This is a genomic window from Marivirga atlantica (assembly GCF_016734805.1).
Lineage (GTDB): Bacteria > Bacteroidota > Bacteroidia > Cytophagales > Cyclobacteriaceae > Marivirga > Marivirga atlantica.
Genome location: NZ_JAERQG010000004.1, coordinates 114,027 through 137,221 on the forward strand (window position 1 = coordinate 114,027; position 23,195 = coordinate 137,221).

General features: G+C 36.6%; 17 protein-coding genes. 7 read left to right on the forward strand and 10 right to left on the reverse strand.

Translation table 11 applies throughout. The features are described 5' to 3' along the window. Positions 1-2: 2 nt before the first annotated feature. The 3 genes from JKP34_RS14825 to JKP34_RS14835 are packed head-to-tail and all read left to right on the forward strand — an operon-like array spanning position 3 to position 5,091. Positions 3-3,224, forward strand: coding sequence for a SusC/RagA family TonB-linked outer membrane protein (locus tag JKP34_RS14825; RefSeq protein ID WP_201923203.1), 3,222 nt, complete (start codon positions 3-5; stop codon positions 3,222-3,224). 11 nt (positions 3,225-3,235) lie between these two features. Then, the gene (locus JKP34_RS14830; protein WP_201923205.1) at positions 3,236-4,681 is read left to right on the forward strand and encodes a SusD/RagB family nutrient-binding outer membrane lipoprotein; all 1,446 of its coding nucleotides are present in this window, start codon (positions 3,236-3,238) and stop codon (positions 4,679-4,681) included. A 32-nt stretch (positions 4,682-4,713) separates the two neighbouring features. After that, entirely contained in the window at positions 4,714-5,091 is a 378-nt protein-coding gene (locus JKP34_RS14835) for a hypothetical protein (RefSeq protein ID WP_201923207.1), read from the forward strand. 56 nt (positions 5,092-5,147) lie between these two features. Here JKP34_RS14835 and JKP34_RS14840 read toward each other — a convergent pair whose 3' ends face one another. From JKP34_RS14840 to ribD, 6 genes are all read right to left on the reverse strand, one after another. Further along, on the reverse strand, positions 5,148-6,485 hold the full coding sequence (locus JKP34_RS14840) for a PhoH family protein (RefSeq protein WP_201923209.1): 1,338 nt from the start codon (positions 6,483-6,485) through the stop codon (positions 5,148-5,150). Between the two features lie 205 nt (positions 6,486-6,690). After that, positions 6,691-7,878 (reverse strand): caspase family protein, encoded by a 1,188-nt coding sequence (locus tag JKP34_RS14845; protein ID WP_201923210.1) that lies wholly within the window; start codon positions 7,876-7,878, stop codon positions 6,691-6,693. 28 nt (positions 7,879-7,906) lie between these two features. Continuing rightward, entirely contained in the window at positions 7,907-13,258 is a 5,352-nt protein-coding gene (locus JKP34_RS14850) for a cadherin repeat domain-containing protein (protein ID WP_201923211.1), read from the reverse strand. Positions 13,259-13,265: 7 nt separating this feature from the next. Then, positions 13,266-14,030 carry a Ser-Thr-rich GPI-anchored membrane family protein gene (locus JKP34_RS14855; RefSeq protein WP_201923212.1) on the reverse strand — a complete coding sequence of 255 codons (765 nt, stop codon included), beginning with the start codon at positions 14,028-14,030 and terminating at the stop codon, positions 13,266-13,268. A 116-nt stretch (positions 14,031-14,146) separates the two neighbouring features. Further along, positions 14,147-14,629 carry a GAF domain-containing protein gene (locus JKP34_RS14860; RefSeq protein WP_201923213.1) on the reverse strand — a complete coding sequence of 161 codons (483 nt, stop codon included), beginning with the start codon at positions 14,627-14,629 and terminating at the stop codon, positions 14,147-14,149. Then, the gene (ribD, locus tag JKP34_RS14865; RefSeq protein ID WP_201923214.1) at positions 14,629-15,663 is read right to left on the reverse strand and encodes a bifunctional diaminohydroxyphosphoribosylaminopyrimidine deaminase/5-amino-6-(5-phosphoribosylamino)uracil reductase RibD; all 1,035 of its coding nucleotides are present in this window, start codon (positions 15,661-15,663) and stop codon (positions 14,629-14,631) included. The genes JKP34_RS14860 and ribD overlap by 1 nt, the downstream gene beginning before the upstream one ends. Positions 15,664-15,711: 48 nt before the next feature. Here ribD and prmC point away from each other — a divergent pair, with 48 nt between their 5' ends. After that, positions 15,712-16,560 carry a peptide chain release factor N(5)-glutamine methyltransferase gene (gene prmC / locus JKP34_RS14870; protein ID WP_201923216.1) on the forward strand — a complete coding sequence of 283 codons (849 nt, stop codon included), beginning with the start codon at positions 15,712-15,714 and terminating at the stop codon, positions 16,558-16,560. Positions 16,561-16,569: 9 nt separating this feature from the next. Next, positions 16,570-17,322, forward strand: a complete 753-nt coding sequence (locus tag JKP34_RS14875; protein WP_201923218.1) for an SDR family NAD(P)-dependent oxidoreductase — start codon at positions 16,570-16,572, stop codon at positions 17,320-17,322. Here JKP34_RS14875 and JKP34_RS14880 read toward each other — a convergent pair. Beyond that, positions 17,319-18,536, reverse strand: coding sequence for an ABC transporter permease (locus JKP34_RS14880; protein WP_201923220.1), 1,218 nt, complete (start codon positions 18,534-18,536; stop codon positions 17,319-17,321). The genes JKP34_RS14875 and JKP34_RS14880 overlap by 4 nt on opposite strands. A gap of 22 nt (positions 18,537-18,558) precedes the next feature. Between JKP34_RS14880 and JKP34_RS14885 the strand changes: the two genes are divergently transcribed. Together JKP34_RS14885 and JKP34_RS14890 are read left to right on the forward strand one after the other, a co-directional pair. After that, on the forward strand, positions 18,559-19,752 hold the full coding sequence (locus tag JKP34_RS14885; protein ID WP_201923222.1) for an exo-beta-N-acetylmuramidase NamZ family protein: 1,194 nt from the start codon (positions 18,559-18,561) through the stop codon (positions 19,750-19,752). 108 nt (positions 19,753-19,860) lie between these two features. Beyond that, the gene (locus tag JKP34_RS14890; protein ID WP_201923224.1) at positions 19,861-21,609 is read left to right on the forward strand and encodes an MASE1 domain-containing protein; all 1,749 of its coding nucleotides are present in this window, start codon (positions 19,861-19,863) and stop codon (positions 21,607-21,609) included. A 41-nt stretch (positions 21,610-21,650) separates the two neighbouring features. On the opposite strand, the gene JKP34_RS14895 is transcribed toward JKP34_RS14890, so the two are convergent. From JKP34_RS14895 to gcvH, 3 genes are all read right to left on the reverse strand, one after another. Next, on the reverse strand, positions 21,651-22,331 hold the full coding sequence (locus tag JKP34_RS14895) for an energy transducer TonB (RefSeq protein ID WP_201923227.1): 681 nt from the start codon (positions 22,329-22,331) through the stop codon (positions 21,651-21,653). Positions 22,332-22,410: 79 nt separating this feature from the next. Continuing rightward, positions 22,411-22,782, reverse strand: a complete 372-nt coding sequence (locus tag JKP34_RS14900) for a VanZ family protein (protein ID WP_201923229.1) — start codon at positions 22,780-22,782, stop codon at positions 22,411-22,413. Beyond that, positions 22,782-23,162, reverse strand: coding sequence for a glycine cleavage system protein GcvH (gene gcvH, locus JKP34_RS14905; protein ID WP_201923231.1), 381 nt, complete (start codon positions 23,160-23,162; stop codon positions 22,782-22,784). Before gcvH ends, JKP34_RS14900 begins: the two co-directional genes overlap by 1 nt. Positions 23,163-23,195 lie beyond the last annotated feature (33 nt).

Sequence of the window (23,195 nt, forward strand, 5' to 3'; positions counted from 1 at the left end):
AGATGAAAAAAATCTACCTACTGATTATTTGCTTAACCATTAGCCTCTGGCAGGTACAGGCACAAAATCAAAATAGCTATAAGGCAACTGTTACCGATACCAATGGTGGCGGTATACCCGGTGCTACCATCAATGAAAAAGGCACCAATAACTATGCTGTAAGCGCGGCAGATGGAAGTTTTCAGCTCAAAACTACCGCTAAAGATTTTACATTAGTTGTACAATCGGTAGGCTATGTAAAAAAGGAAATAGCAATAAATGATGGCAGAGTTCCTGACAATATAATTTTAGAGACTGACCTCATGAACCTTGATGAAGTGGTTGTTACTGCGCTAGGTATTGAAAGAGAAAAACAGTCACTTGCATCTTCTATAGCAGAAATTGATAAAAGACAATTAACGGATGTGCCTATGACCAATATGGTAAATAGTTTGGCAGGTCAGGTTGCTGGTGTACAAATAACTAACGGATCGTCTGGAGTAGGCTCTTCTTCACGTATTATCATTCGTGGTGAAAACTCACTTACAGGCACCAACCAACCTCTTTTTGTAGTAGATGGTGTACCTATTAGTAACGAACAGATCACAAGTGACCTGGTTAATAATGGCTCATTACAGGAAGTTGACTATGGGAATGGTGGAGCAGAAATAAATCCTGATGATATTGAATCGATCTCTATATTAAAAGGTGCAGGATCAGCTGCCTTATACGGATCAAGAGCAGCCAATGGCGTAGTTTTAATCACTACTAAAAGAGGCACTAAACAACAGGGAATTGGTGTTACAACCAGCAGCGCCATTACTTTTGAAACCTTACTCACCTTACCTGAATATCAGAATGAATATGGAGGTGGTATTGGTGATTTTAGTTTTAATACCGGCTTAGGTGCACTTGACGGTACCCCGGGTATATTTAGCTATGGCCCTAAATTAGATGGATCACTTATTAGTCAGTTTGATGGACCATCTACCGATGCAAACGGAAATCCTGTAAGAGGTGGTGATGTGATTGCCAGAAGGTTGCCAGATGGATCACTTGCACCTATAGAACCAACACCTTGGGTGGCCAGGCCGGATAACATCCGTAATTTCTTTGAAACAGGTGTTACCTCTCAACACAACATAGCTGTAAACTCTAGTGGCGACAACGGTAAAATCAGGCTAGCTTATAGCAACTTAAGAAACGAAGGCATCCTACCTAACACCGACCTATCAAGAGATGGACTTGCCATTAGTCTTGACCAGCGATTAACAAATAAGCTTAGTGTGAATAGTTTTGTAAACTATATAAATAGCCGTAGTAGCAATAGACCAAACCTGGGCTATGGCTATGAAAATGTGATGTATGGCTTTAATTGGTTGCAACGTCAGACAAATATTGAGTCGCTTAAAGATTACTGGCAAGCAGGTCAGGAAGGACGAGAACAATTCAATTATAATTATGCCTGGGTAAACAATCCATATTTCACGCTTTATGAAAATACTAATAGTTTCAATAAAGACAGAGTGTTGGGAAATGCTTCGGCTAATTATGATTTCACAGAGAAACTTAGCCTTAGTGTAAGAACCGGAGTTGACATTTATAATGATAGACGTGCATTTAAAAGAGCGCTCAGCACAAATGCAAATCCTACAGGTAGTTACAGAGAAGACAATGTAGTTTATAAAGAAATTAACACTGATTTTCTCCTATCCTATAATGACAGACTGAATGAAGATTTCAAATATGGCGTTTCCGTTGGTTCTAACAGGTTCAATCAAAGCATAGCGTATAAGTACACAGAAGCCTCGCAACTTTCATTACCTAACATTTATACATTAGCTAATTCCAAAGCACCACTAGTAGGGAATAATGAGCTTTTTGAAAAACGAATTAACAGTGTATATGGAATCGGAAATGTTGCTTTCAGAAATGCGCTCTACTTCGATTTTACCTTGAGAAATGACTGGAGTAGTACATTACCACAGGAAAACAATTCATTTGCCTATTATTCTGCAGGTCTAAGCTACATACTTACTAATATGTTTGAGCTTCCCGAAAGTATCAACTATTTAAAGCTCAGATTAAGCGCTGCCAGTGCCGGTAATGATACAGATCCTTATCAACTAAGAAACACTTATACCTTCAACCAAAATTATGGTGAATATTTAAGGGTAACTAACCAGAACACACTCAAAAATAGCAACCTGAAACCTGAAAGGCTTAATGCTTATGAAGCAGGTGTTGAACTTTGGTTCTTAAATAACAGATTGCAGGCAGATTTGGGTATATATGAAAACACAAGTATAGATCAAATTATAGCCCGTCCTATTTCACTTACTACTGGCTATTCAAATAAACTTGAAAATGGTGGCAAAGTAAGAACCAGAGGCCTTGAAGCTTCATTAAGTGCTTTGGTAATAGATAAACCAAGCTTTAAATGGAAAGTAAGCACAAATTATTCAACCTATAGAAGTACTGTTATTGAACTTCCTGAAGGTGTAGAACAATTTATTACCGGAAGAGCAGATTTCTTTGGTGGATCTGGTGGAGCAAACTCTATTTTCTATATAGCTAAAGAAGGTGGAAGAGTTGGCGATATGTATGGTACAGGGTTCAAAAAAGTTGATGGACGAATAGTTTACGATCAAAATGGCCTTCCTGTAACAGACCCTAACTTAAGACTTCTCGGCAATTACAATCCTAACTTTTCGATGGGTCTTAATAATGAATTTAATTATAAAGGAATCATTCTCAGCGCTTTGATAGATTGGAGAAAAGGCGGTGTATTCGCTTCAAGAACAAAAGCCCTGGGTAGTACTTCCGGTGTTTTGAAAGAAACACTTGTAGGGCGAGAAAACGGAATTGTTGGCGATGGTGTGGTTAATATTGGTACTGAAGAGTCTCCAAACTATGTTGAAAACACCACGAATATTTCTGCCTACAACTATAATAACCAGTTTTATTCCCGAGGAAATGAGGAAAGCTCACTATATGATGCTTCTTATATTAAATTGAGGCAACTGAGCCTTTATTATACACTTAACAAAGCTTTTAGTAAGCGGATTGGTTTCCAGAATATTCGCTTAGGTTTCATTGGCAACAACTTGTTATTAATTACAGAGAATCCGCATGTTGATCCGGAACTAAATGCCTCGCAAGGCAGAGCTATTGTTTATGGTGTAGATGACATGTCTTACCCTTCCACAAGAAGCTTTGGCTTTAGTATTAAAACGCAATTTTAAGAGATAAAAAAATGAGATTATATAAAACCATATTCAGTATAGCCCTACTATTTAGCTTTATTGTTGGCTGTACAGATGATTTTGAAGAACTTAATCAGAATCCGAATGCTCCTGAGAACGTTGAACCGGAGTTTCTACTGTCAAACATTATCTCTGTTGCTATAGATGAGAACACATATGATCAGGGATTTGACCGGGCAAACTACTTTGCTCACTTTGCTGCTGCGATAGACTTTGGTTTTCTGGACCGATACATTATCGGCTCAAATTCAACCTATTGGGAAACGTTAAATGGCCTACTTACAGATGTTGAGTCAATGAAAAATGCTCCGGGAAGCAATGAGGCTTATCAGGCCGTGGGTGAAATTATGAGCTGCTTCTTTTATTCACAACTTACTGATCTTTGGAATGATGTGCCATACAGCGAGTCACATAAGTTGGCTGAGGGTATTGATAAACCAAAATACGACAGCCAGGAAAGTATTTATACTGATAGCGAGAATGGTATTCTGGTAAGACTAAAGAAGGCCTCGGAAATTCTGGAAAATACCAATCAGAGTATTAGAGGAGATGTGATGTTTAATAATGACCTGGATAAGTGGGTACGCTTTGCAAACTCCTTGCGTTTGCGCTTTCTTTTGAGGATAAGCAAACGCCTTTCTGACTATTCTGAAATAGAAACTCTTGCAAGCGCTGGAAAGCTTATGCAGTCGAATGATGACAATGCAGCGGTTCCCTATTTAGCGGCAGCACCCAATCAATTTCCATTTTATTTATCATCAGTGGGTGGGCTCGTTGAACACGTAATGTCTAAAACAGTAGACTCAGTATTGTCACTATGGAATGATCCACGTGTAAGTGTTCTATACAAACCCGTTGCAAATGGTCTTGCTAATGACACCGTCTATTATAGAGGAATACAAAATGGACAAACTAATGAGACCGTTTCAAGCCAGGGGTTAGGTATAGATGATCTTTCCGTTTTCGGTGCAATTTTTAGGGATGTTCCTGATGGAGTGGATGCTCAATTTATGCAATATGCTGAAGTACAATTTGCTTTGGCAGAAGCCCGTCAAAAAGGCTTTATTACCTCAGGAAGTGTACAGCAATATTATGAAGCAGGTGTAAGAGCAAGTTTCGAATATTATGGTGTTGATGTACCGGCTGATTATTTCAGCAGAGAAGCCATAACCTTAGACGGAACCCATGATCTTACAAAAATCATGACCCAAAAATGGTTAAGCCTCATCAATATTGGCCATGAAGCATGGTTTAATATTCGTAGAACAGCTATTCCTCAAATTAAGGCAGGGCCAGATGCTGTTAATAACGGTCTGTATCCGGTAAGGTATCTATACCCTGAATCTGAGCAAGCTACTAATGCGGAAAACTACCAGGAAGCAGTAAACAGAATAGGTGGTGACAATATCAACAGTAAAGGTTGGTGGGAAAAATAAGCTATTCAAATCGGCTATTAAATTAATAAGTAATGGATGATCCAAAGTTGATTTTTGTATATAACGCCAACTCCAAAAAATGGAATGGCTATCTGGATATTTTACATAAAATAGTTTCCCCTGCTACCTACCCTTGTAAGTTGTGTGATTTAACACACGGCATCTTTAAGGTAAGGCAGGAATGGGTAAGTTTTAAGGAGACTATTGATATACCTATGGAATTTTTGCATAAAGATGAGTGGCTGGAAAAGTATCAAACCAAGAAAGATTTACCGGCAGTATTCAGCCTAGTTAATGGACAACTTAATACCGTTATAGATGCAAAATCCATGGAGAAAATGGATTTAAACGATTTGCAAGAAAAACTGAGAGAGGCTTCGGCAGACCTTAGCAAGTTGGCAGAATCATAAATATAATTCTAAAGTGATCGTATGACTTCAAGTCATGCGATCACTCAAAAATTTTACTACAATACATCATTTGCTAAGTTCGCTAACTCAGAACGCTCACCTTTTTCCAAGGTAATGTGTGCATAGAGTTCATGTCCTTTCACCTTATCAATCAAATAGGATAAGCCATTGGATTGTGAATCGAGATAAGGCGTATCAATCTGGTTAATATCTCCTGTGAAAACAATCTTAGTGTTTTCCCCTGCCCTGGTAATAATGGTTTTCACTTCATGAGGAGTCAGGTTCTGCGCCTCATCTACAATGAAGTAGATATTTGACAAACTTCTTCCTCTTATATAGGCAAGTGGCTGTATCATGAGTTTCTCTTTATTGACCATATCGGTAATATTCAAAAACTCTCGCTCATGCTCCTGATATTGATGCTGAATAAACTTCAGGTTATCCCAAAGCGGCTCCATATAAGGGTTCAACTTGCTCTTAATATCACCTGGTAAGTATCCAATATCTTTATTAGAAAGTGGAACAATTGGACGTGCCAGGTATATTTGTTTGAATTCTTTTCTTTGCTCTAGTGCTGAAGCTAAGGCAATTAAGGTCTTGCCTGTACCCGCTACACCTTGAATAGTAATAAGTTTTATATCAGGGTTCATTAAGGCATGGATAGCAAATGCTTGTTCTGCATTTTTTGGTTTTATGCCATAAGCGGATCTCTTTTCTACTTTATCAATCTGATTGGTAACAGCATTATAAAAGCCTAAAGCAGAGTTTTTATCACTTTTAAGAATAAAGAAAGTATTATTTACAGGTTTCTGCTTCCCTAATACCTGCTTTACACTACAATGATATTTGTCGTAAAGCTCATCAACCGTTTCGGTAGTAACGCTTTCAATCTGCTTCTTTCCAGAATGTAAGTCGGAAACATCCTTAATCTTTCCTGTTTCATAATCCTCAGCACTCAAGCCACAGCTCTTGGCTTTTAACCGTAGATTTATATCCTTGGTTACCAGAATAACAGGTCTGTTTTTCTCCTCCTTTTGTAACTGTAGGGCACTTCCCAAGATTTTATGGTCAGGAATATCTTCCAGAAAAATATTATCCGTATCGAAAGGATCTCCACTTGGCATCAGCACTTTCACATTTCCCTTGGTCTTTCCATTGAGCGGTATCCAATCGCTTAATGACTGCCCCTTTGCAAGTTTATCAATAAACCTGATGAATTCTCTTGCCTCAAAGTTCTTGGTGTCATTTCCTTTCTTGAACTGATCCAATTCCTCGAGCACTGTAATTGGAATGGCTACATCGTGCTCCGCAAAATTTAAAACTGAATCGTGAGAGTAAATTATAACTGAAGTATCTAATACGAATATCTTCTTAACTTTCTTAGCTGCTGCCATGTATCGTAGTTTGATGGGTTACTTAACTCAATCAATTTATAAAATATTTCGATATGTTAAGAAATTGGGATTAGTGAAATAAATAAATTTTAAGCAACTCACTTACCGTCAGTTAAATACAATTATTATTTAATACTTAAATAACATTGAAAATAAAAAAAGCAGCGGTTACCCACTGCTTTTCTAGTCAAATATTAATTTTTAATCAGAATTCCTGAGCAACAAATACAAAGTCACTTAATGATTCATTATCACCGAATTCACCTGAACGAGGCGTTGGCTTCAACCTTTCCAGATAAGTATATAACTCTGTTAATGTAAGAATTCGATCTGAGCCACCATAACTTCTCAAGGCTTCTAAAAGCTTCTTAGCAAAAGGTGAATGCTCACCTGGAACACCATCAGAAACATATTCTTTTCCACCTGAAGTTAAATACCTTCTGGTTTTATAGGAAAGCTTTCTAGCCAGCAATTCCCTGTCATCTGCCTCAAATGCTGCCCTGCTAGAAGCAATTCTAGGATCAAAAGTACCACCGAAACACACATCCATCGCTAAAAATATATGTTCGCAAGGGATGTTATTCACTACTGACCTCAGGCGTGCATGAGATATGTAAGAGGTTTTTGACTTATCATTAGCTAATGAGTTCTTTGCTACTATATAACCTTCACCAAAATCTTCATCGAACTGGCCGTGACCGGCAAAGAAAATCATCAGCTGATCCTGCGGCTTATATTCCTTTCTATTGTATTCCAGTATTTTTTCAAAAACATCATTTTGCGTAGGGTTTTCAACTACCTCTACTTCGAAACCATATTTTTTCCTAAGTTCTTCAGCTATGGTTTTTCCATCATTTACGGGATTCACCAAATCTCCCCAGTTGTCATATTTATCTGTGGCAAAAACTACAGCATAATCTTTTCTATCTATTGCAACTGCATCCTTTATAGCGTCCATACCAACAAGTACATTACGAGAACTACTAACCGTACCTCCTTTTGCACTTGTTGCTGTTATTTTGAACATGATGTCTCCATCTGGCAAGAAAAAATCCTGTGTGATATTTAATTCTGTTTGCCCCTCCTCAATGGAATAATCCTTACTACCGAGTTTACCATTATCTTCCTTTCTAAGCGCAATCATAGATACCTTTGAGAATCCGCTTTCCGAACTCACTTTTGCTTTAAAAGTAATTTTATTCTCTGCGCTATTGGTATACTCCAGCTTGGGATTTATCCATACAATCTCTGGTAAATCCACCACCTCTTCCGACTGAGTGGAATTGTCAATTTTAATGCTGGCAGTCTTAGTAGAAACACCTTGTCCGCTTACAGTAAATACTGTAAAAAGCACTATAATTAATACAGATACTAATTTATTTATATTTTTCATCACTCTGATGTTACGTTCTTTATTACTATTAATTCGTCTTTAATATTCTACCAGTATATATTCCAGAATCTTCACCTTGTATATAGATTCTGTATAAATACAATGCAGAAGACACTTTTGTGTTATTCATATTTGTGCCATCCCAACTCAATAAATGAAAACCTTGACTAAATTGTTCATTATCAGCTATTTTCTTGATAAGCTTACCATTAACATCCAATATTTCCGCACTTACCTTACACTGATTAGCAGATTTCGGAATGTTAAATGCTATTGAAGTATTGTTGTTCATCGGGTTAGGTATTGGTGTACCAACCATCATTGTTCCCAAATCAAAATCACCACCATACTGACTGTAAACTATCTTGAAAGATCTTTTTCCGTCTTCTGCATAGTACTGACTAGTTGTAGCCATATCAACTTTATTCAGTGTTTCTAGATCAATCAAGAACAACTGACCTTGCGATAAACCTTCATTATTCCAAGCTAAAGATACGGGGTTGTTCTTGTCATGGCTGTTAAGATTAAACTCCCATATATGTTGAGCCGAAGGAGCCGTTATGTCCTGATTATAATTATTGTAGAAGCGATCAGTCTTGTTAAAGTCGATCTCCAGGTATTTCTCAAATCTTGGTGGATTAGCCAAATCAAATTTATCTAACCCAACCTCAGCCGATTGATGCATTCCAACAGCACCTCTTGCTTTCAACTCATTTTGTGAGGCGAATAAATTCAGTTTCCAGTCGAAAGGGGTTTCTTGTTTACGCTGTGAACTTCCTGTATTAATAGAGGCAGTTAACTCAATATCTTCATTGACCAAAACGAATCCTCCTCCATAAACTGGTAAAGTACTTGAATTAGTATAGCCACCTTCACCATAAACATAAAGTGCTCCTACATCAGTCCCCGCAATAATAGCTTCCCAATCGAGTGCAATAGGATAAGGATTGCCTATTTGATTCCATCCCTGTTTTAGATTCCATACAAACTGCCCCCCTGCTTGTCCTTCAGCTTTATATTTAAAAAGGTTACCCTGCCCAAATGTAATTTCTGGTGCTTCTTGGGTGGTAGTAAACCAGTAAGCCTTACCTTCCTGAAAATTGGTAAGACTCACAGTATTCTGATAATCACCAGTTGCAGTATTGTAGCTGAAAATTCTGAAATTCTCCAAGCTATAGGCAACACCTAATTGCTGTTCCATAAAGTTCTGAATATCTACATTTTCCACTTTATAAGGCAGGGAGAACATTCGATAATCTGCTGTAGTCTTACCCTGTCCTATAAATTCAGTTGGCAATGGTGAATACATATTACCTACTGGTAAATCCCTATAGACATAGTAAATCTCCGAGCTATCCACATTGCCAGACATGTCTGAAGCAATCACTTGAAATTTAGCACCAAACTCATCATAATCACTAGCAGCTATTGATAACTGATAGGTATTAGTGGATGTATTTAAACTGATTTCTTGCGGACTTGTGAAAGAATTCGAAGTAACTGATGCCTTTCTAAATTCAACTTTATCAATTTCCCAATCATCAATACCTAAATCAAATATTCTTTCCTCGCCATTAGAAACTACATTCTGGGTAAAATTATCTGCTGTTATTTCAGGTGCATCATTATCAATGTACTGCGTAATATTTATTTGAAACAGTTGAGCTGTAGATAATCCAGTGTTATCAGTGGTTTCTATATAGGCGTAGTAAACAGAATCACTATTGTATGATAAGCTTACTTCCTCTTTAAATTTCAACTGATATAGGCCGGATGATGGATTAATGATCTCAAAACTATTATTATCATAAATGCTATCATTCTTACTTTCATCGGGAATCAAAGCATAAGTATGTGTATCTTCTTCATTTTCATCAACTGTTGATAAATCTCCTACTATTCTTCCATTAGAGTTTTCTTCAATATTTTCACTTAAGGTATTGTTTGATAAATCAATCTCAGTTGGTGCTAAAGGTGCGTTAGGATCGACTACAGAAAGTGTGAATTCTCTTTGAAATATTTTCGTCTCATTTGACGAATGATTAGAGTCCTCAAGTCTCAGGGTAAAAGTGAAATTATTGTTATCAGGGTTTCCTGTATCAAAGGTGATAGGAGAATCGCCAGCCACTAAATTGAAAACTTGCCCATTAGGATCATAAGTGACAGCAAAGACATCACTACCAGCTCCAACTGGTACTGTTAATAAATACCCTTCAGAACTATAAACTGTTGCTAGTGTTGAAGATAGTTCATCATCTCCAATGAAGATTCTGCTTATTTTTTCATTGGCCTCCTTTGGTCCAAATTCTGGAGTTGATAGACTTAGCACCAATGAATCAGGAGTATCATTTATGTCAAGTACATTAATTGAGAAATCCTGACCGCTGGATTTACCTCCAGCATCAGTTGCCCTCACATATAATGATAGAGGATTCGGTAAACTATTATCTTCAAAATTTAAAGCTCCATTTAAACCAATTACACCTCCGGTAACAATTTCAAAGTAGCTATTATTAAGGGTATCTGGCAAAGAGAGTGAATAAGTATCGCCAGCATCAGGATCCTCAACAGAAACTTCTCCTATCGTAGCATTAGCGCTATTCTCTTCTACATCGAAACTGGACAATGAAATGGCACTCGGTGCCTCATTTTCATCTTTAATATAAATATTAATAACTGATTGAACTGTTTCTCCTCCACTATCTTGTGATTCAACTCTAATAGAATACGTTGATTTACTTTCAAAATCGAAACCATCTGTTGCCTGTACAATTTCTCCGGTTGATGGGTTAATTGTAAAAGATGCATTGTCTTCATCCCCAGTTCCGGCTACAAGGCTGTAACTGAATGTATCATTCTCATCCACATCAACTGTAGAAACCGTTCCTACGACCGTATTTTGTGCTTGATTTTCGCTAATTGAATCATTATCAATTGTTAGACTATCAGGTGCATCATTCGCATCAGTTACGTTGATAACAATCTCCTTCACGAAGTTTGCTCCTTTAGGGTCTGTCGTTCTCAGCCTTATGCTTAATTCATTTACGGTTTCGAAATCAAAAACTTTGGCAGATTTGAGTAATGGAGGGTTTGTAGAATCATCAATAGTAAAATCGCTATTATTTTCTCCACCAGTACCATCCACTAACGCATAGTTAAAGTTGGTATCATCAGCATCAGGATCAACGGTAGATATCTCACCAACAACTGTGGCAGAATCAGCGTTTTCTGCTATGGTGGAGCTACTAAGTACAATATCAGTTGGTGTTAAGTTAAAATCAGTGATACCGATAGTAAAGTTATCTTGAAAAGTTGCACCAGCGGCATCCTGAGTTTGGATGGTAATGGTATACTCTGATTGAACAGAATTATCATAAGTAGCATTAGTTAATAATTCACTATTGTTAATAGCGAATGCTCCCCCTGCGTCATCCACCAAAGAATAAATAAAAGTATCTCCAGAATCCTGATCTTCAGTAGTGATATCTGCAATTTTATCACCAATGGAAGCATTTTCTCCAATTTTATCACTACTTAAACTTATACCTGTTGGTGCATCATTTGCATCAGCTACATTTATTGTAAATGCCTTTGTATAGGTTAAACCATGAGGATCAACAACACCTAAACGGATAGATAATTCCTTCTTACTCTCAAAATCAAAACCACCACTAGTTCTTAAAGTATTACCAGATATGCTGAATAAGTTATTATTTGCACTTCCTGTGCCGCTTACCAATCCATAAGTAAAGTCACTATTGTCGTCAGCATCTGCATTAGAAATTGTAGCTACATTAGTAAGTGAGTTAATATCTTCGTTAACGGTATTTGCTGAAATACTAATATTTGTTGGTTTCAAATTTAGCTTATAAAGAAAATTTGAGTTTTGAAAAGTTCCCGAAGCCACATGAGCCATAAAATATAGAGAACCATTTATTGAAGTGAGTTTTCTAGGATAGGTGGAATACTCCTCTAACACCTTCTCAACGTTCAACTCGTTTAAAGCAGTTTTGGCCGCGTCATCATTAGTTATTTCTTCAGCTATTAAATAACCTGATTGGGTTTTTGTGGAAAGAACATTTAACTCGAAGCCATTTTGTTCACTATTAAAAACTACATAATTACCGCTGGAGGTTGATCCAAATTCAGGTTCAAAAGCAAACCCCTGTGGGTCATAAGATGGAAATCTATCAAATGCCAGCTTAGATTTTTCTGCCAGATTATAGTAAAACAGCGAGCCCTCGGCCCTCGAGCCATCGTTTACTTCAAAATGTATCCCTAAATATTTTTCACCAAATACTTTGGCGCTGTTAGCAGGATACCTTGTAATCAGCTTCTCACCTTTGTTTAAAAAAGATCTTTCAGTATCAAATATTACAGTTTGGTATTCATCACCATCTAAATTGGTTATGGTGACAAAATCATCACTTGGCTGAAGTATATTAGTCACATCATCTGAAAATGCAGAATTTTCAACTATTTCATTAAGACTATATGGTTTAGGATTACCACTTGAAAAATCAACGAAATAAACGTCCTTTTTAGAGGCTTTTGTAGGATCAATATTATCACTGGACCAGAACCCAAACTGTTTATCTCCTAATTTAAAAAACTTAAACCCGAAGCTTTCAACATCCTTAATTTCTTCTTTGTTACCTGAGGTGTTAGCAGCTATAATTTTACCACTCTCACTGAATAAAATTAAATTTTGCGCGTAAGCAAAAGTACTATCAGGCGTTTGAGCAAAATTATTTAATTTTTGTGGTTCACCTGGCTGAATATTGTATAGTACACAGTTTTTAGAGTCAGTGTCCCACAAACTCATCCAGGCAATTCCTTTACTATTTACCTCAATCTTAAAATTTTCAACAACTCTATTTTCTGAAATAACTTTGGGAGCTTCCCTTATATCTGATGCATGTGCCAAGCGTTTGATACCTTCAGACTTTACCACAAAATAAAATGAAGATTCAACCGCGTAAATATCAAATAACTCCAAATCAAAAGGTGTAACAACGGAACCTTCCACCATATCAAAAATGGCAGATTCTTTAAAGTCTCCTGCACCATTGTAGAAATTAACAAGAGCAAATCTGTTATAGGTTGCCGCAAACTTAGCTATTTGATGACCATAGTCATCAAACTCTTTATATTCTTCAGTTTCTACATTATAGTAGCCCATTATACCATTAGAATAGGTATAAAAACCCTTTTCAAAATTCACCATATCTGATATTGGTAAATCCTTACTAGGTGTAGCTTCATCAAAGTACAATCTGGATATTTTGTCCTTATCGTTATTATCAACGAAGCCACCCTCAAGCTGAGCTTGGGTTATAAATGGGAAAACAAATAATATGATTAGTAAAATATTTCTCATAATTAAATTAATCTTCAGATTGAGGAGTTTGCGGAGCGCCTTCAATATCATTATTTGCAGGGCCAGCCTCATCGCCACCTAGTTGTGTAATTAGAAAATAAATACCACCTGCTACAACAGCACCTGCTCCTATTTGCAATGCAAGAGGATACTTTCTTTTCACCTTGAATTCATCTGAGAAGACGATGTCGTCTTTATTGCTTTTATCAGATATGCGTAATCTATACCCTTTTCCAGGCTGAACATCTTTTGGTATGATCAGGTCATATTCCCCGACATTAGCAATATTGGAAAATAAGGCAACTTTATTATCACCTTTATATAATTCAATATTGAGGATATTGCTTGAACTACCACCAGTCCAGGTTAAATCATAGAGTTTACCTCGTTTGAGGCTGGTGTAATTAAAATCATCTAGTTTTACGAAAGGAATGTAAACTCGGCCTCGAATTTCCAAAGCGATTTCTTCATTGAAGTCATCACCATATTCAGCAAAAGGATCCCAAATAATTTCTTTGCTATCACCCGCGTAAATTTCAACACCTACATCGCCTGTTGTTTCCTTTAAAGGAGAGATGTAATTGTCCTTAGAACCATATAGTTGTATTTGATAACTTCTATCTTTTTTATCATCATGCAGTTTGTACTGCACATGAACTTTGGCATTTTTGAAAAATATCCTATCAATTTCTACTCTCTGACTGTAAACATTTGAAACAGTCAGTAGAAAAAAAAGACTAAAAAGTATACTTCTGGTAAACTTTGCTTGCATACGGTTAAGTTTCTAATTCTCAATCATCTAACAACCAAAAATATACTAAAAATGTGAATAATCAAACTATTTTTTGAATTATTCTTATTTTAATTTGTACCTATGGAAGAGTCTGACTAGAGAAAACTTTGTATATGAAGCATCAGCTCCTCTAGGTGTTTTTGATCAGTCTGATTGAAAGAATTGAGTTCATCACTATCAACATCCAATACAAGAGCTACTTCATTGTTTTTGAAGGCGGGCAATACTATTTCAGATTTAGAAGCAGAACTGCACGCTATATGGCCAGGAAAAGCTTCAACATCTGGAACTATTAAAGTTTTACCTTCTTGCCAAACTGTTCCACAAACGCCTTTTCCTTTCGCTATTCGCGTACAGGCAATTGGCCCCTGGAATGGTCCAAGCACCAACTGATCTCCCTTTACCAAATAAAAACCAACCCAAAAGAACCCTAATCCTTCTTTTAATGCAGCTGCAATATTGGCCAGATTGGCTGTCACATCATCCTCTCCCGTTGTCAAAGCCTTTATCTGAGGTATCAATGATTTGTATATTTCTTCTTTCGGTGCTGTTCTATCTACTAATAAGCTTTCTGCCATTATTCTATCTTTTTGAAGTAGTTTAAAATATCTGTTTCAATTTGTTGTGATCCAACGAGTAACCTATCATTAAGTTGAGGTGCTTTTACACCACCATCAAAAGTAGTTTGTGAGGTAAAAACTCTAGCTTCATTCCATAAGTCTTTGTCAATAAAATGCTTGAGCGTACTCGCGCCACCCTCCACAAACAATGTTCTAATGTTCCTTTTATCTAAATCAGCTAATAAATGATGAAAGAATTCTTTCTCTTCTAGCTTCACATACTTTACTGTTCCAATCTCTTTGTTCTCAAGTAAATTGTAAATTACTGTCGGCACAGAATTATCAAAAATATGCAAGTCGCTATTTAATGCCAATTTATGATCAACTATTACCCTTAATGGATTTTTACCGGACCAGGCACGCGTTGTCAGTGATGGGTTGTCATAATGAGCAGTATTCTTCCCTACCAAAATAGCGTCTACCTCACTTCTCCATTTATGCACTATTTGCCTCGATTGTGTACTGCTAATCCATTTTGAATCAAAATTTTCTCTTGCCACATAACCATCAGCAGTTTGCGCCCATTTTAATATAACATAAGGTTGTGCATACTTAATTGAGTGAAAGAAACCTTCATTTATAGATAAACATCTATCCTTTAAACAATTAAGCACCACTTGTATCCCTGCTTCCTCAAGTTTAGCAATACCTTTGCCTGCAACCAGAGGGTTAGGGTCTGTACAACCTATCACTACCTTTTTTACTTGTTTCTCAACTAGTAAATCTGCACATGGCGGGGTTTTCCCATAATGTGCACAAGGTTCCAAAGTGACATAGACTGTTGCGTCTTTTAAAAGGTCTTGGTTTTTAACCGAATTAACAGCATTTACTTCAGCATGTGGTAAGCCTGACTGCCGATGCCAACCTTCACCTATAATAAGGTCATCTCTGGTAATTACGCAGCCGACCACAGGATTAGGGCTGGTTGTGGCCTTACCTAGAAGAGCTAACTCAATAGCTCTTGACATAAATTTCTCATCAAGTTTATGCATGCCCGCAAAAATACTTAATTTTAATTAGTCTTCAGAAAACAACTAAGTATGCGTTCGAAAGAACTTTTTATTCATATTTCAGAAAAGCTTAAAACAGTCGAATCAAAAGAAGAAGCTAATAGCATCACCTACATAATTTTGGATGAATTATTTCATTCTTCCAGAACAGATGTTCTTATTGACAAAGAAGTGCCTGACTATAAAAATAAGGCAGATGGACTAGATCAAATTATTGAAAGATTACTTAACAAAGAGCCGGTTCAGCACATATTAGGTCATACAGAGTTTTATGGACGCAAGTTTCTTGTAAATAAAAATGTACTGATACCCAGACCCGAGACTGAAGAATTAATCCACTTAATAATTACCGCTGATAAAAGTCTAAAAGAAGGTAAAATAGTTGATATAGGTACTGGCTCAGGAATCATACCGATTACCCTTAAAAAAGAATTGCCTGAGAATAATGTTCTAGGAATTGATATTAGCCATGCGGCTCTGGCAACAGCCAAACGGAATGCCCAATTAAACAATGTAGAAGTTGAGTTTATTGAAGATGATATTTTAAACTCAGAGAGCGATTATCTTGCTCATTCAGACATCATCGTTAGCAACCCCCCTTATGTCACTAATTCTGAACGAAAAACAATGGATACCAAAGTTCTTGAGCACGATCCGGCATTAGCATTATTTGTAGAAGATGATGACCCCTTACTTTTTTATAGAGTTATAGCAGAGAAAGCATATGACAAACTTAATGTTGGCGGTAAGCTTTATTTTGAAATTAATGAACAATTTGGGGATGAAGTGGTACAGCTTCTAACAAAGTACAAGTATAAAAACATTACACTCATTAAAGATATGCAGGGGAAAAACAGGTTTACCTCTGCCATAAAGTAAAGAACAGAAATGAAAAAGACAGCATTTATAACAGGAGCAACATCAGGTATAGGGCAAGCTACGGCTCTTTTATTAGGTAAAAACAATTTTAGAATTATTGCAACCGGAAGACGACAAGAACGCCTCGATGAATTAAAGGAAGCATTAAAAGATCATACTGACATTTATACGCTGACGTTCGATGTTCGCAATCAAGCAGATGTTATTAAAGCTATACAATCTCTTCCTCCTGAATTTGAGCAAGTGGATTTACTAATAAATAATGCCGGAAACGCTCATGGTCTTGCCTCTTTTGAAGATGCCGATATGGACGACTGGAATAATATGATTGATATTAATGTAAAAGGATTGCTCTATGTTAGTCAGCCAATTATTCAGCAGATGGTTCAGCGAAAAAGTGGACACATCATTAACATTGGCTCTGTGGCAGGAAAAGAAACATATCCAAATGGCAATGTTTATTGCGCCTCAAAACATGCCGTAGATGCCATTAACAGTTCTATGAGATTAGACCTCAATAAACATAATATAAAAGTATCTCAGGTTGCTCCCGGACTGGTAGAAACGGAGTTTTCATTAGTACGCTTTAAAGGAGATGAGGAAAGATCAAAAAAAGTATATGAACAATTTGATGCACTTCAGGCTGAAGATATTGCTGACCTAATCCACTATATGGCGACAAGACCAGCTCACGTTAATTTGGCTGATGTACTCATATTCCCAACAGCACAAGCATCATCAACTATGGTCAAAAAAGATTAATCGAATCTGATAGCTTTTATCGGCTTTAATCTTGTCACTAAAAATGTTGGCAAGGTTAAAGCTACACCTACCAGGAGCAATACAGCTAAATTTATCAACAAAATCGATTTGACATCCCACAAGATTGGCACATAACTCATATAGTAATTCTCAGCATCTAATGGTATAATTTGAAAGTGATATTGTAATGCTGCCAAGCCTAACGCTAAAACATTACCATAGAGAAGCCCTTTCAGTGTTAACCTAATACCACTAAAATAGAAAATTCTTCGAATGAGCCCATTATCGGCACCTACTGCTTTCAATAAGCCAATCATGTTAGTGCGTTCCATTATTAATATAAATAAAACAGCAGCCATATTAAAGCAGGCTACAAATAATATCAAGCCTAAAAATACTCTAACATTCTGATTAAGGAGATCCAACCACTCAAAGTACTGGTTATATTTTTGCTTCGAGTTATTAACGAATTGATCAGAGTTTACTTTATCAAATATTTCAGTTTCAGCTTCATCAATGTCAGTACCTTGTTTCAAGAATATTTCATATCCACCTACCTGATCAGTTTCCCAATCATTTAGTCTTTGAATCATTCCCATATCTCCAATGATTATGCGCTCATCAAATTCCTCAAGACCTGTTTGGAAAATTCCAGTAATTGTAAGTTGTCTATACCTCGGAGGATTCTGAACAAAATACATCAAAAGCTTATCCTTTACCTTAATCTGAAGCAGCTTTGCTAATTTCTCACTTATTACAACATCTGTTGTGTATTCATCCTCAGTAAAATTAGGAAACGTACCTTCCACCATGTTTTTACTGAAACTTGCTGTATCAAAATCAACACCGACTCCTTTTATAATTACACCTTCTACAGCATCATTGGCCTTTAATAAACCTGCTTTGTAAGCAAAAGCCTGTACACTCTTAATGTAATCCAGGTCTTGCCAGTTATGGTAAAAATCAGTATTGGTAGTAGTAGGCGATGATTCAAGTGAATTACTTAAAGTATACTTCGAAACTTGAAGGTGACCTGTAAAGCTATATATCTTATCAGCGATTTGCTGCTTGAAACCACCTAAAATTAAGATGGACATCAACATAATAGCAAGGCCTATGGCTACACTACTAATAGCAATCCGGTAGATGCTTCCTGAGAAAGCACCACCTTTGGCATTAATTGTACGCTTTGCTATAAAATCAGGTAGATTCAAGAATAACTGCTATTTTTGACAAATGCTTAAGTCTGCAAATTACAATATCATTATTAAAGTCATCATTCTTATCCCCCTATTTTTTTCAGCGGTTTGTTGCGATGGATATTCTCAAACTGATGGAGAATCAATTATAGTAGGAGCTGAGAGAACCAATCAGTATTTACCACTTTTGAAAGATAAAAAAGTAGCTCTGGTTGTTAACCAAACATCAACCATTAAGGCGACCCATTTAGTGGATAGTCTTTTAAGATTAGGAGTGGATATTGAAAAAGTATTTGCTCCAGAGCATGGCTTTAGAGGCAAAGCTGATGCTGGTGCCATCGTGAAAAATGGGATTGATGAAAAGAGCGGACTTCCAATCATATCGCTTTATGGAAGCAATAAAAAACCAACGAAGGATCAATTATCAGATATTGACATTGTAATTTTCGACATCCAGGATGTAGGCGCCAGGTTTTATACCTACATAAGCACTATGCATTATGTAATGGAGGCATGTGCGGAAAATAATAAGCTACTTATCATACTTGACAGACCTAACCCAAATGGGATGTATATTGAAGGTCCTGTATTAGATTTAGCACATCAATCATTTGTAGGAATGCATCCTATTCCAATTTTACACGGATTAACTGTTGGTGAGCTTGCGGGCATGATCAACAATGAAGGCTGGCTTAATGATAGTTTAAAGTGTCAACTTGAAGTGATTAAGGTAGCACACTACAACCATGGGATGCATTATTCTTTACCTATAAAACCTTCTCCTAACTTACCAAACGACTTGAGCATCGCCTTGTATCCGTCTTTATGTCTATTCGAGGGAACAGTCATCAGCGTAGGTAGAGGAACAGCAATACCATTTCAGCAAATAGGTCATCCTAAACTCAATGATGATTATACTTATAGTTTTATTCCTACAAGCACTGAAGGAGCTAAATACCCGCCCTTTGAGGGTGAAGAATGCTTTGGGTTAAAGTTTGACAGCAAGCTCTATAATGAAGGCTTCACCTTACAATATTTGATAAACTTTTATCAGGCATTTGATGAAAAGGATAAGTTTTTCAATAATTTCTTCACAAAACTTGTAGGCAACCAATCGTTAAGAGAACAAATAGAAGCTGGATTTACAGAAGAGGAAATTAAATTAAGCTGGCAAACTGATCTCAATAATTATAAAAATATGAGAAAGAAGTACCTGCTATATGAAGATTAATATTGCTTAATCCTTAATTATAGACCTTTCGTCTAACAAAAAGAAGCTTTCATAGAGTAAGTTTAAAATATTATAACCATATTTAACTAGAAATAAGCACCTTAGCTCATGCAGCTCAAAGCTTTAGTTAAATATCAACAGGATTTTAAAATCCTTCTCGTAGCACTTGGCTATTTCTTTTTTGCCAGATTAGGCTATTTTCTGGTATTTCAAGACATCTATATTTTACCTACTTGGCCACCTTCAGGCTTAGCCTTAGCCTTTATTATTATACTAGGTAGAAGAGTTTGGCCTGGAATCACCATAGGCGCGCTGCTAGCCAATATTTTAGCCTATTGGAATACAGGTGATTTGGCTTCTAATTCAGTTATTCTGCTTTCTTCCGTAATAGCTACAGGACATACTTTAGAAGCCTTACTAGGCTATTTTTTGGTAAATAAATGGGTCGGGAAAGAAAAGTATTTTACAAAAACCGTATTCGTTTTCCGGTTTCTGGGAATAAGCCTGTTAGTTTCACTGGTAAGTGCAGCAATAGGTACGAGTGTTCTTTATTATCAGGGTTTGTTTGAAGGCGGAGATTTTGTGAGCCGCTTTGTTTCATGGTGGGTTGGCAACCTAGTAGGAATATTACTTTTCACTCCATTTATACTCTCCTTTAAAGAGAAGATTATATTCAAGTTTAATAAAAATCATTTACTGGAAACAGTACTATTTTCAGTTGGTGTCACCATAGTTGCCTTTTTACTGAACAATGACTCATTAAGAGAGCCTGTCCAAATGGCTTTACCTTTTTTAATTTTACCGTTAATCTTGTGGTTAGCCTTTAGGTTTCATCTTTCAATAGCCATGTTTGCTACTATTTTGATTGCACTCATTTCAGTCTATATGACCATTCAGGAATTAGGCCCTTTTGTAATGGAAACTTCGGACAATGCTATGCTGATACTTCAGATTTTCATCAGTGTGATAAGTATATCTACTGTAATACTATCAGCTACTGAACAGGAAAGAACAGATACTCAGCTTGAATTGAGGAACCTGAATGGCCAATTGGAAGAAAAAATAACGGAAAGAACTAAAGAGCTGGAGCAAGAAAACGCTGTTAGAAAGAAGGCTGAGGTTGAGCTACAATCTTCAAATATTGAATTAAGAAAGATTAATTCTGAGCTGGATAATTTTGTATATAGGGTGTCACACGACCTTCGTGCTCCAATAGCAAGTATGCTAGGCCTCATTAGTTTGATCAGAAGTGATGAACAACCCGAGATGAACGAGTTGTACATATCTAAACTAGAAGATAGTGCTAAGCTACAAGATGAGTTTATTCAAGAGATTCTAGACCAGTCAAGAAACTCCAGATTAGAGCTAAAGCCTGCTAAAATCGATTTCAACGATTTAATAACTACCACCTTCGACCAGCTGAAGTTTAGCAATCCCAATGAAAGGGTAGAGAAAGATATTAAGATCAGCGGTAAAAAAGATTTTCAATCTGACCCATGGAGACTGAAAGTAATTCTTAATAATATTTTATCTAATTCAATCCGCTACAGAAATGGAAAATCACCTAAAATAGAGGTTGATATTAAAATTGATGATAAAGAAGCCTTAATTAAAATTGCTGATAATGGCAGAGGTATTGAAGAGCAGCACATAGGAAAGGTCTTTAATATGTTTTATCGTGCTACTGATGATAATGCAGGCTCCGGCTTAGGGCTTTACATTGTTAAAGAAACTGTTGATAAACTAAATGGAGAAGTGTCAATTGACTCAAAAGTTAGTGTAGGTACTACAGTCAATCTTAGAATTCCCAATATCAGTTCTGCCAAAAAAATAAAGACACAAAAAAAGCCGATTTGATTAGTCAAATCGGCCTTCTTCTATAGTTAACCTAACTTTAATTAGTTAAGAACGAATCTAATAGGAATTACACGCTGAGAACGTACAGCTCTACCCCTTTGCTTACCTGGTGTCCAAGCTGGTGCGTTTTTCACAACTTCCTCTGCTACTTCATCACATCCACCACCGATACCTTTAACAGCTTTTACATCCGTTAAAGAACCATCTTTCTCGATTACGAACTGAACGTAAACAACACCTTCAATACCCATACGCTGTGCTTGACGAGGATACTTATCAGAAAGCTCTCCAGCCACATAATCGTAGAATGCTTGAATACCACCTTTAGGTTCAGCTTGTTGCTCAACGATAGTAAATATCTGATCAACTTCCTCTTCACCCGGATCTTCTTCAAAGATGATATCTTCAATCTCAGTATCTTCTGACATATCTAGGTCAAGATCGATATCGATATCTTCTTCAATTTCTTCCTCATCAGGAATCTCCACGATTTCAGGAAGTTTCACCTTTGGTGGTGGTGGGGGCGGCTGCTGTGTTGGTGGAATGTCCATGATTTCTTCCATGTTATCTTCCACTTGACCTAAATCCATAGCTGGCCCTTCATCGTAAGACTTCCACTCAAATGCAAGGAAAGTCAAAGACAAAGAAACCACTAACCCTATATTTAAAAAAAGGGTAGATTTCTTATTTATGTCCGCTTTCGGATTTTTCTTAAGTTCCATAAATCACATTGTTTATAAAGTAAAACTATTACTTCTTAAAATAAATTCCAATTCTATAATCACTTTAGTATGGTAAATATCAAATTTTATAAATCAGATAGAATACGCCCATACCAGCAAAAGCTCCTAAAGAGTTGGCTAACATGTCCCAAATTTCCAAACCCCTACCTGGTATAAAGGCCTGACTAATTTCAATAAACAGACCAACACCAAAGCTTATGAGCACTGCTAATTTAACAGCATGGTAACGATAAAACAAGTAGGTATATTGCTTGGAAAAGCCTACGATTAACAGGAAGCTAAATATTGCAAATACTGCAAAATGAGCTGCTTTATCAAAGCTTAAAATCTCCCATAAATTAGTTAGAGGCATGGACTTGCCTGGTGTTAAACCAAGCAAAATAATAATCACTAACCAGATGATTCCAAACAGGTTATACCTGAAAAACATTACTCCCCTATCAGGTCTTTATAAGCATCTGCTGAAAGTAGATTGTCAACTGATGACATATCTGCCGGCTTTATCTTGATCATCCACCCTTTATCATAAGGATCTTCATTTACGGCTTCAGGCTCACTTTCCAAGTCTTCATTAAACTCAATTACCGTTCCTGAAATTGGCATAAAAAGATCTGAAACGGTTTTCACAGCTTCCACTGTTCCAAACACTTCTCCTTCTTCAATTTCTTCATCAACTGATTCAACTTCAACATAAACAATATCACCAAGTTCACGCTGTGCAAAATCTGTGATACCTACAATCACCATATCACCATCAACTTTAATCCATTCGTGATCCTTAGTATATTTTAAATCGGCAGGAATATTCATTTGTAACTTATTAATTAGTTTAAAATATGATTT

Coding starts and splice junctions, on each gene's coding strand:
- JKP34_RS14845 (WP_201923210.1), bottom strand. CDS start 7,878: ATGAAAAATATAAATAAATTAGTATCTGTATTAATTATAGTGCTTTTT.
- prmC (WP_201923216.1), top strand. CDS start 15,712: ATGCGTTCGAAAGAACTTTTTATTCATATTTCAGAAAAGCTTAAAACA.
- JKP34_RS14860 (WP_201923213.1), bottom strand. CDS start 14,629: ATGGCAGAAAGCTTATTAGTAGATAGAACAGCACCGAAAGAAGAAATA.
- JKP34_RS14890 (WP_201923224.1), top strand. CDS start 19,861: ATGCAGCTCAAAGCTTTAGTTAAATATCAACAGGATTTTAAAATCCTT.
- JKP34_RS14835 (WP_201923207.1), top strand. CDS start 4,714: ATGGATGATCCAAAGTTGATTTTTGTATATAACGCCAACTCCAAAAAA.
- JKP34_RS14885 (WP_201923222.1), top strand. CDS start 18,559: ATGCTTAAGTCTGCAAATTACAATATCATTATTAAAGTCATCATTCTT.
- JKP34_RS14840 (WP_201923209.1), bottom strand. CDS start 6,485: ATGGCAGCAGCTAAGAAAGTTAAGAAGATATTCGTATTAGATACTTCA.
- JKP34_RS14850 (WP_201923211.1), bottom strand. CDS start 13,258: ATGAGAAATATTTTACTAATCATATTATTTGTTTTCCCATTTATAACC.
- JKP34_RS14875 (WP_201923218.1), top strand. CDS start 16,570: ATGAAAAAGACAGCATTTATAACAGGAGCAACATCAGGTATAGGGCAA.
- ribD (WP_201923214.1), bottom strand. CDS start 15,663: ATGCATAAACTTGATGAGAAATTTATGTCAAGAGCTATTGAGTTAGCT.
- JKP34_RS14830 (WP_201923205.1), top strand. CDS start 3,236: ATGAGATTATATAAAACCATATTCAGTATAGCCCTACTATTTAGCTTT.
- JKP34_RS14855 (WP_201923212.1), bottom strand. CDS start 14,030: ATGCAAGCAAAGTTTACCAGAAGTATACTTTTTAGTCTTTTTTTTCTA.
- gcvH (WP_201923231.1), bottom strand. CDS start 23,162: ATGAATATTCCTGCCGATTTAAAATATACTAAGGATCACGAATGGATT.
- JKP34_RS14825 (WP_201923203.1), top strand. CDS start 3: ATGAAAAAAATCTACCTACTGATTATTTGCTTAACCATTAGCCTCTGG.
- JKP34_RS14895 (WP_201923227.1), bottom strand. CDS start 22,331: ATGGAACTTAAGAAAAATCCGAAAGCGGACATAAATAAGAAATCTACC.
- JKP34_RS14900 (WP_201923229.1), bottom strand. CDS start 22,782: ATGTTTTTCAGGTATAACCTGTTTGGAATCATCTGGTTAGTGATTATT.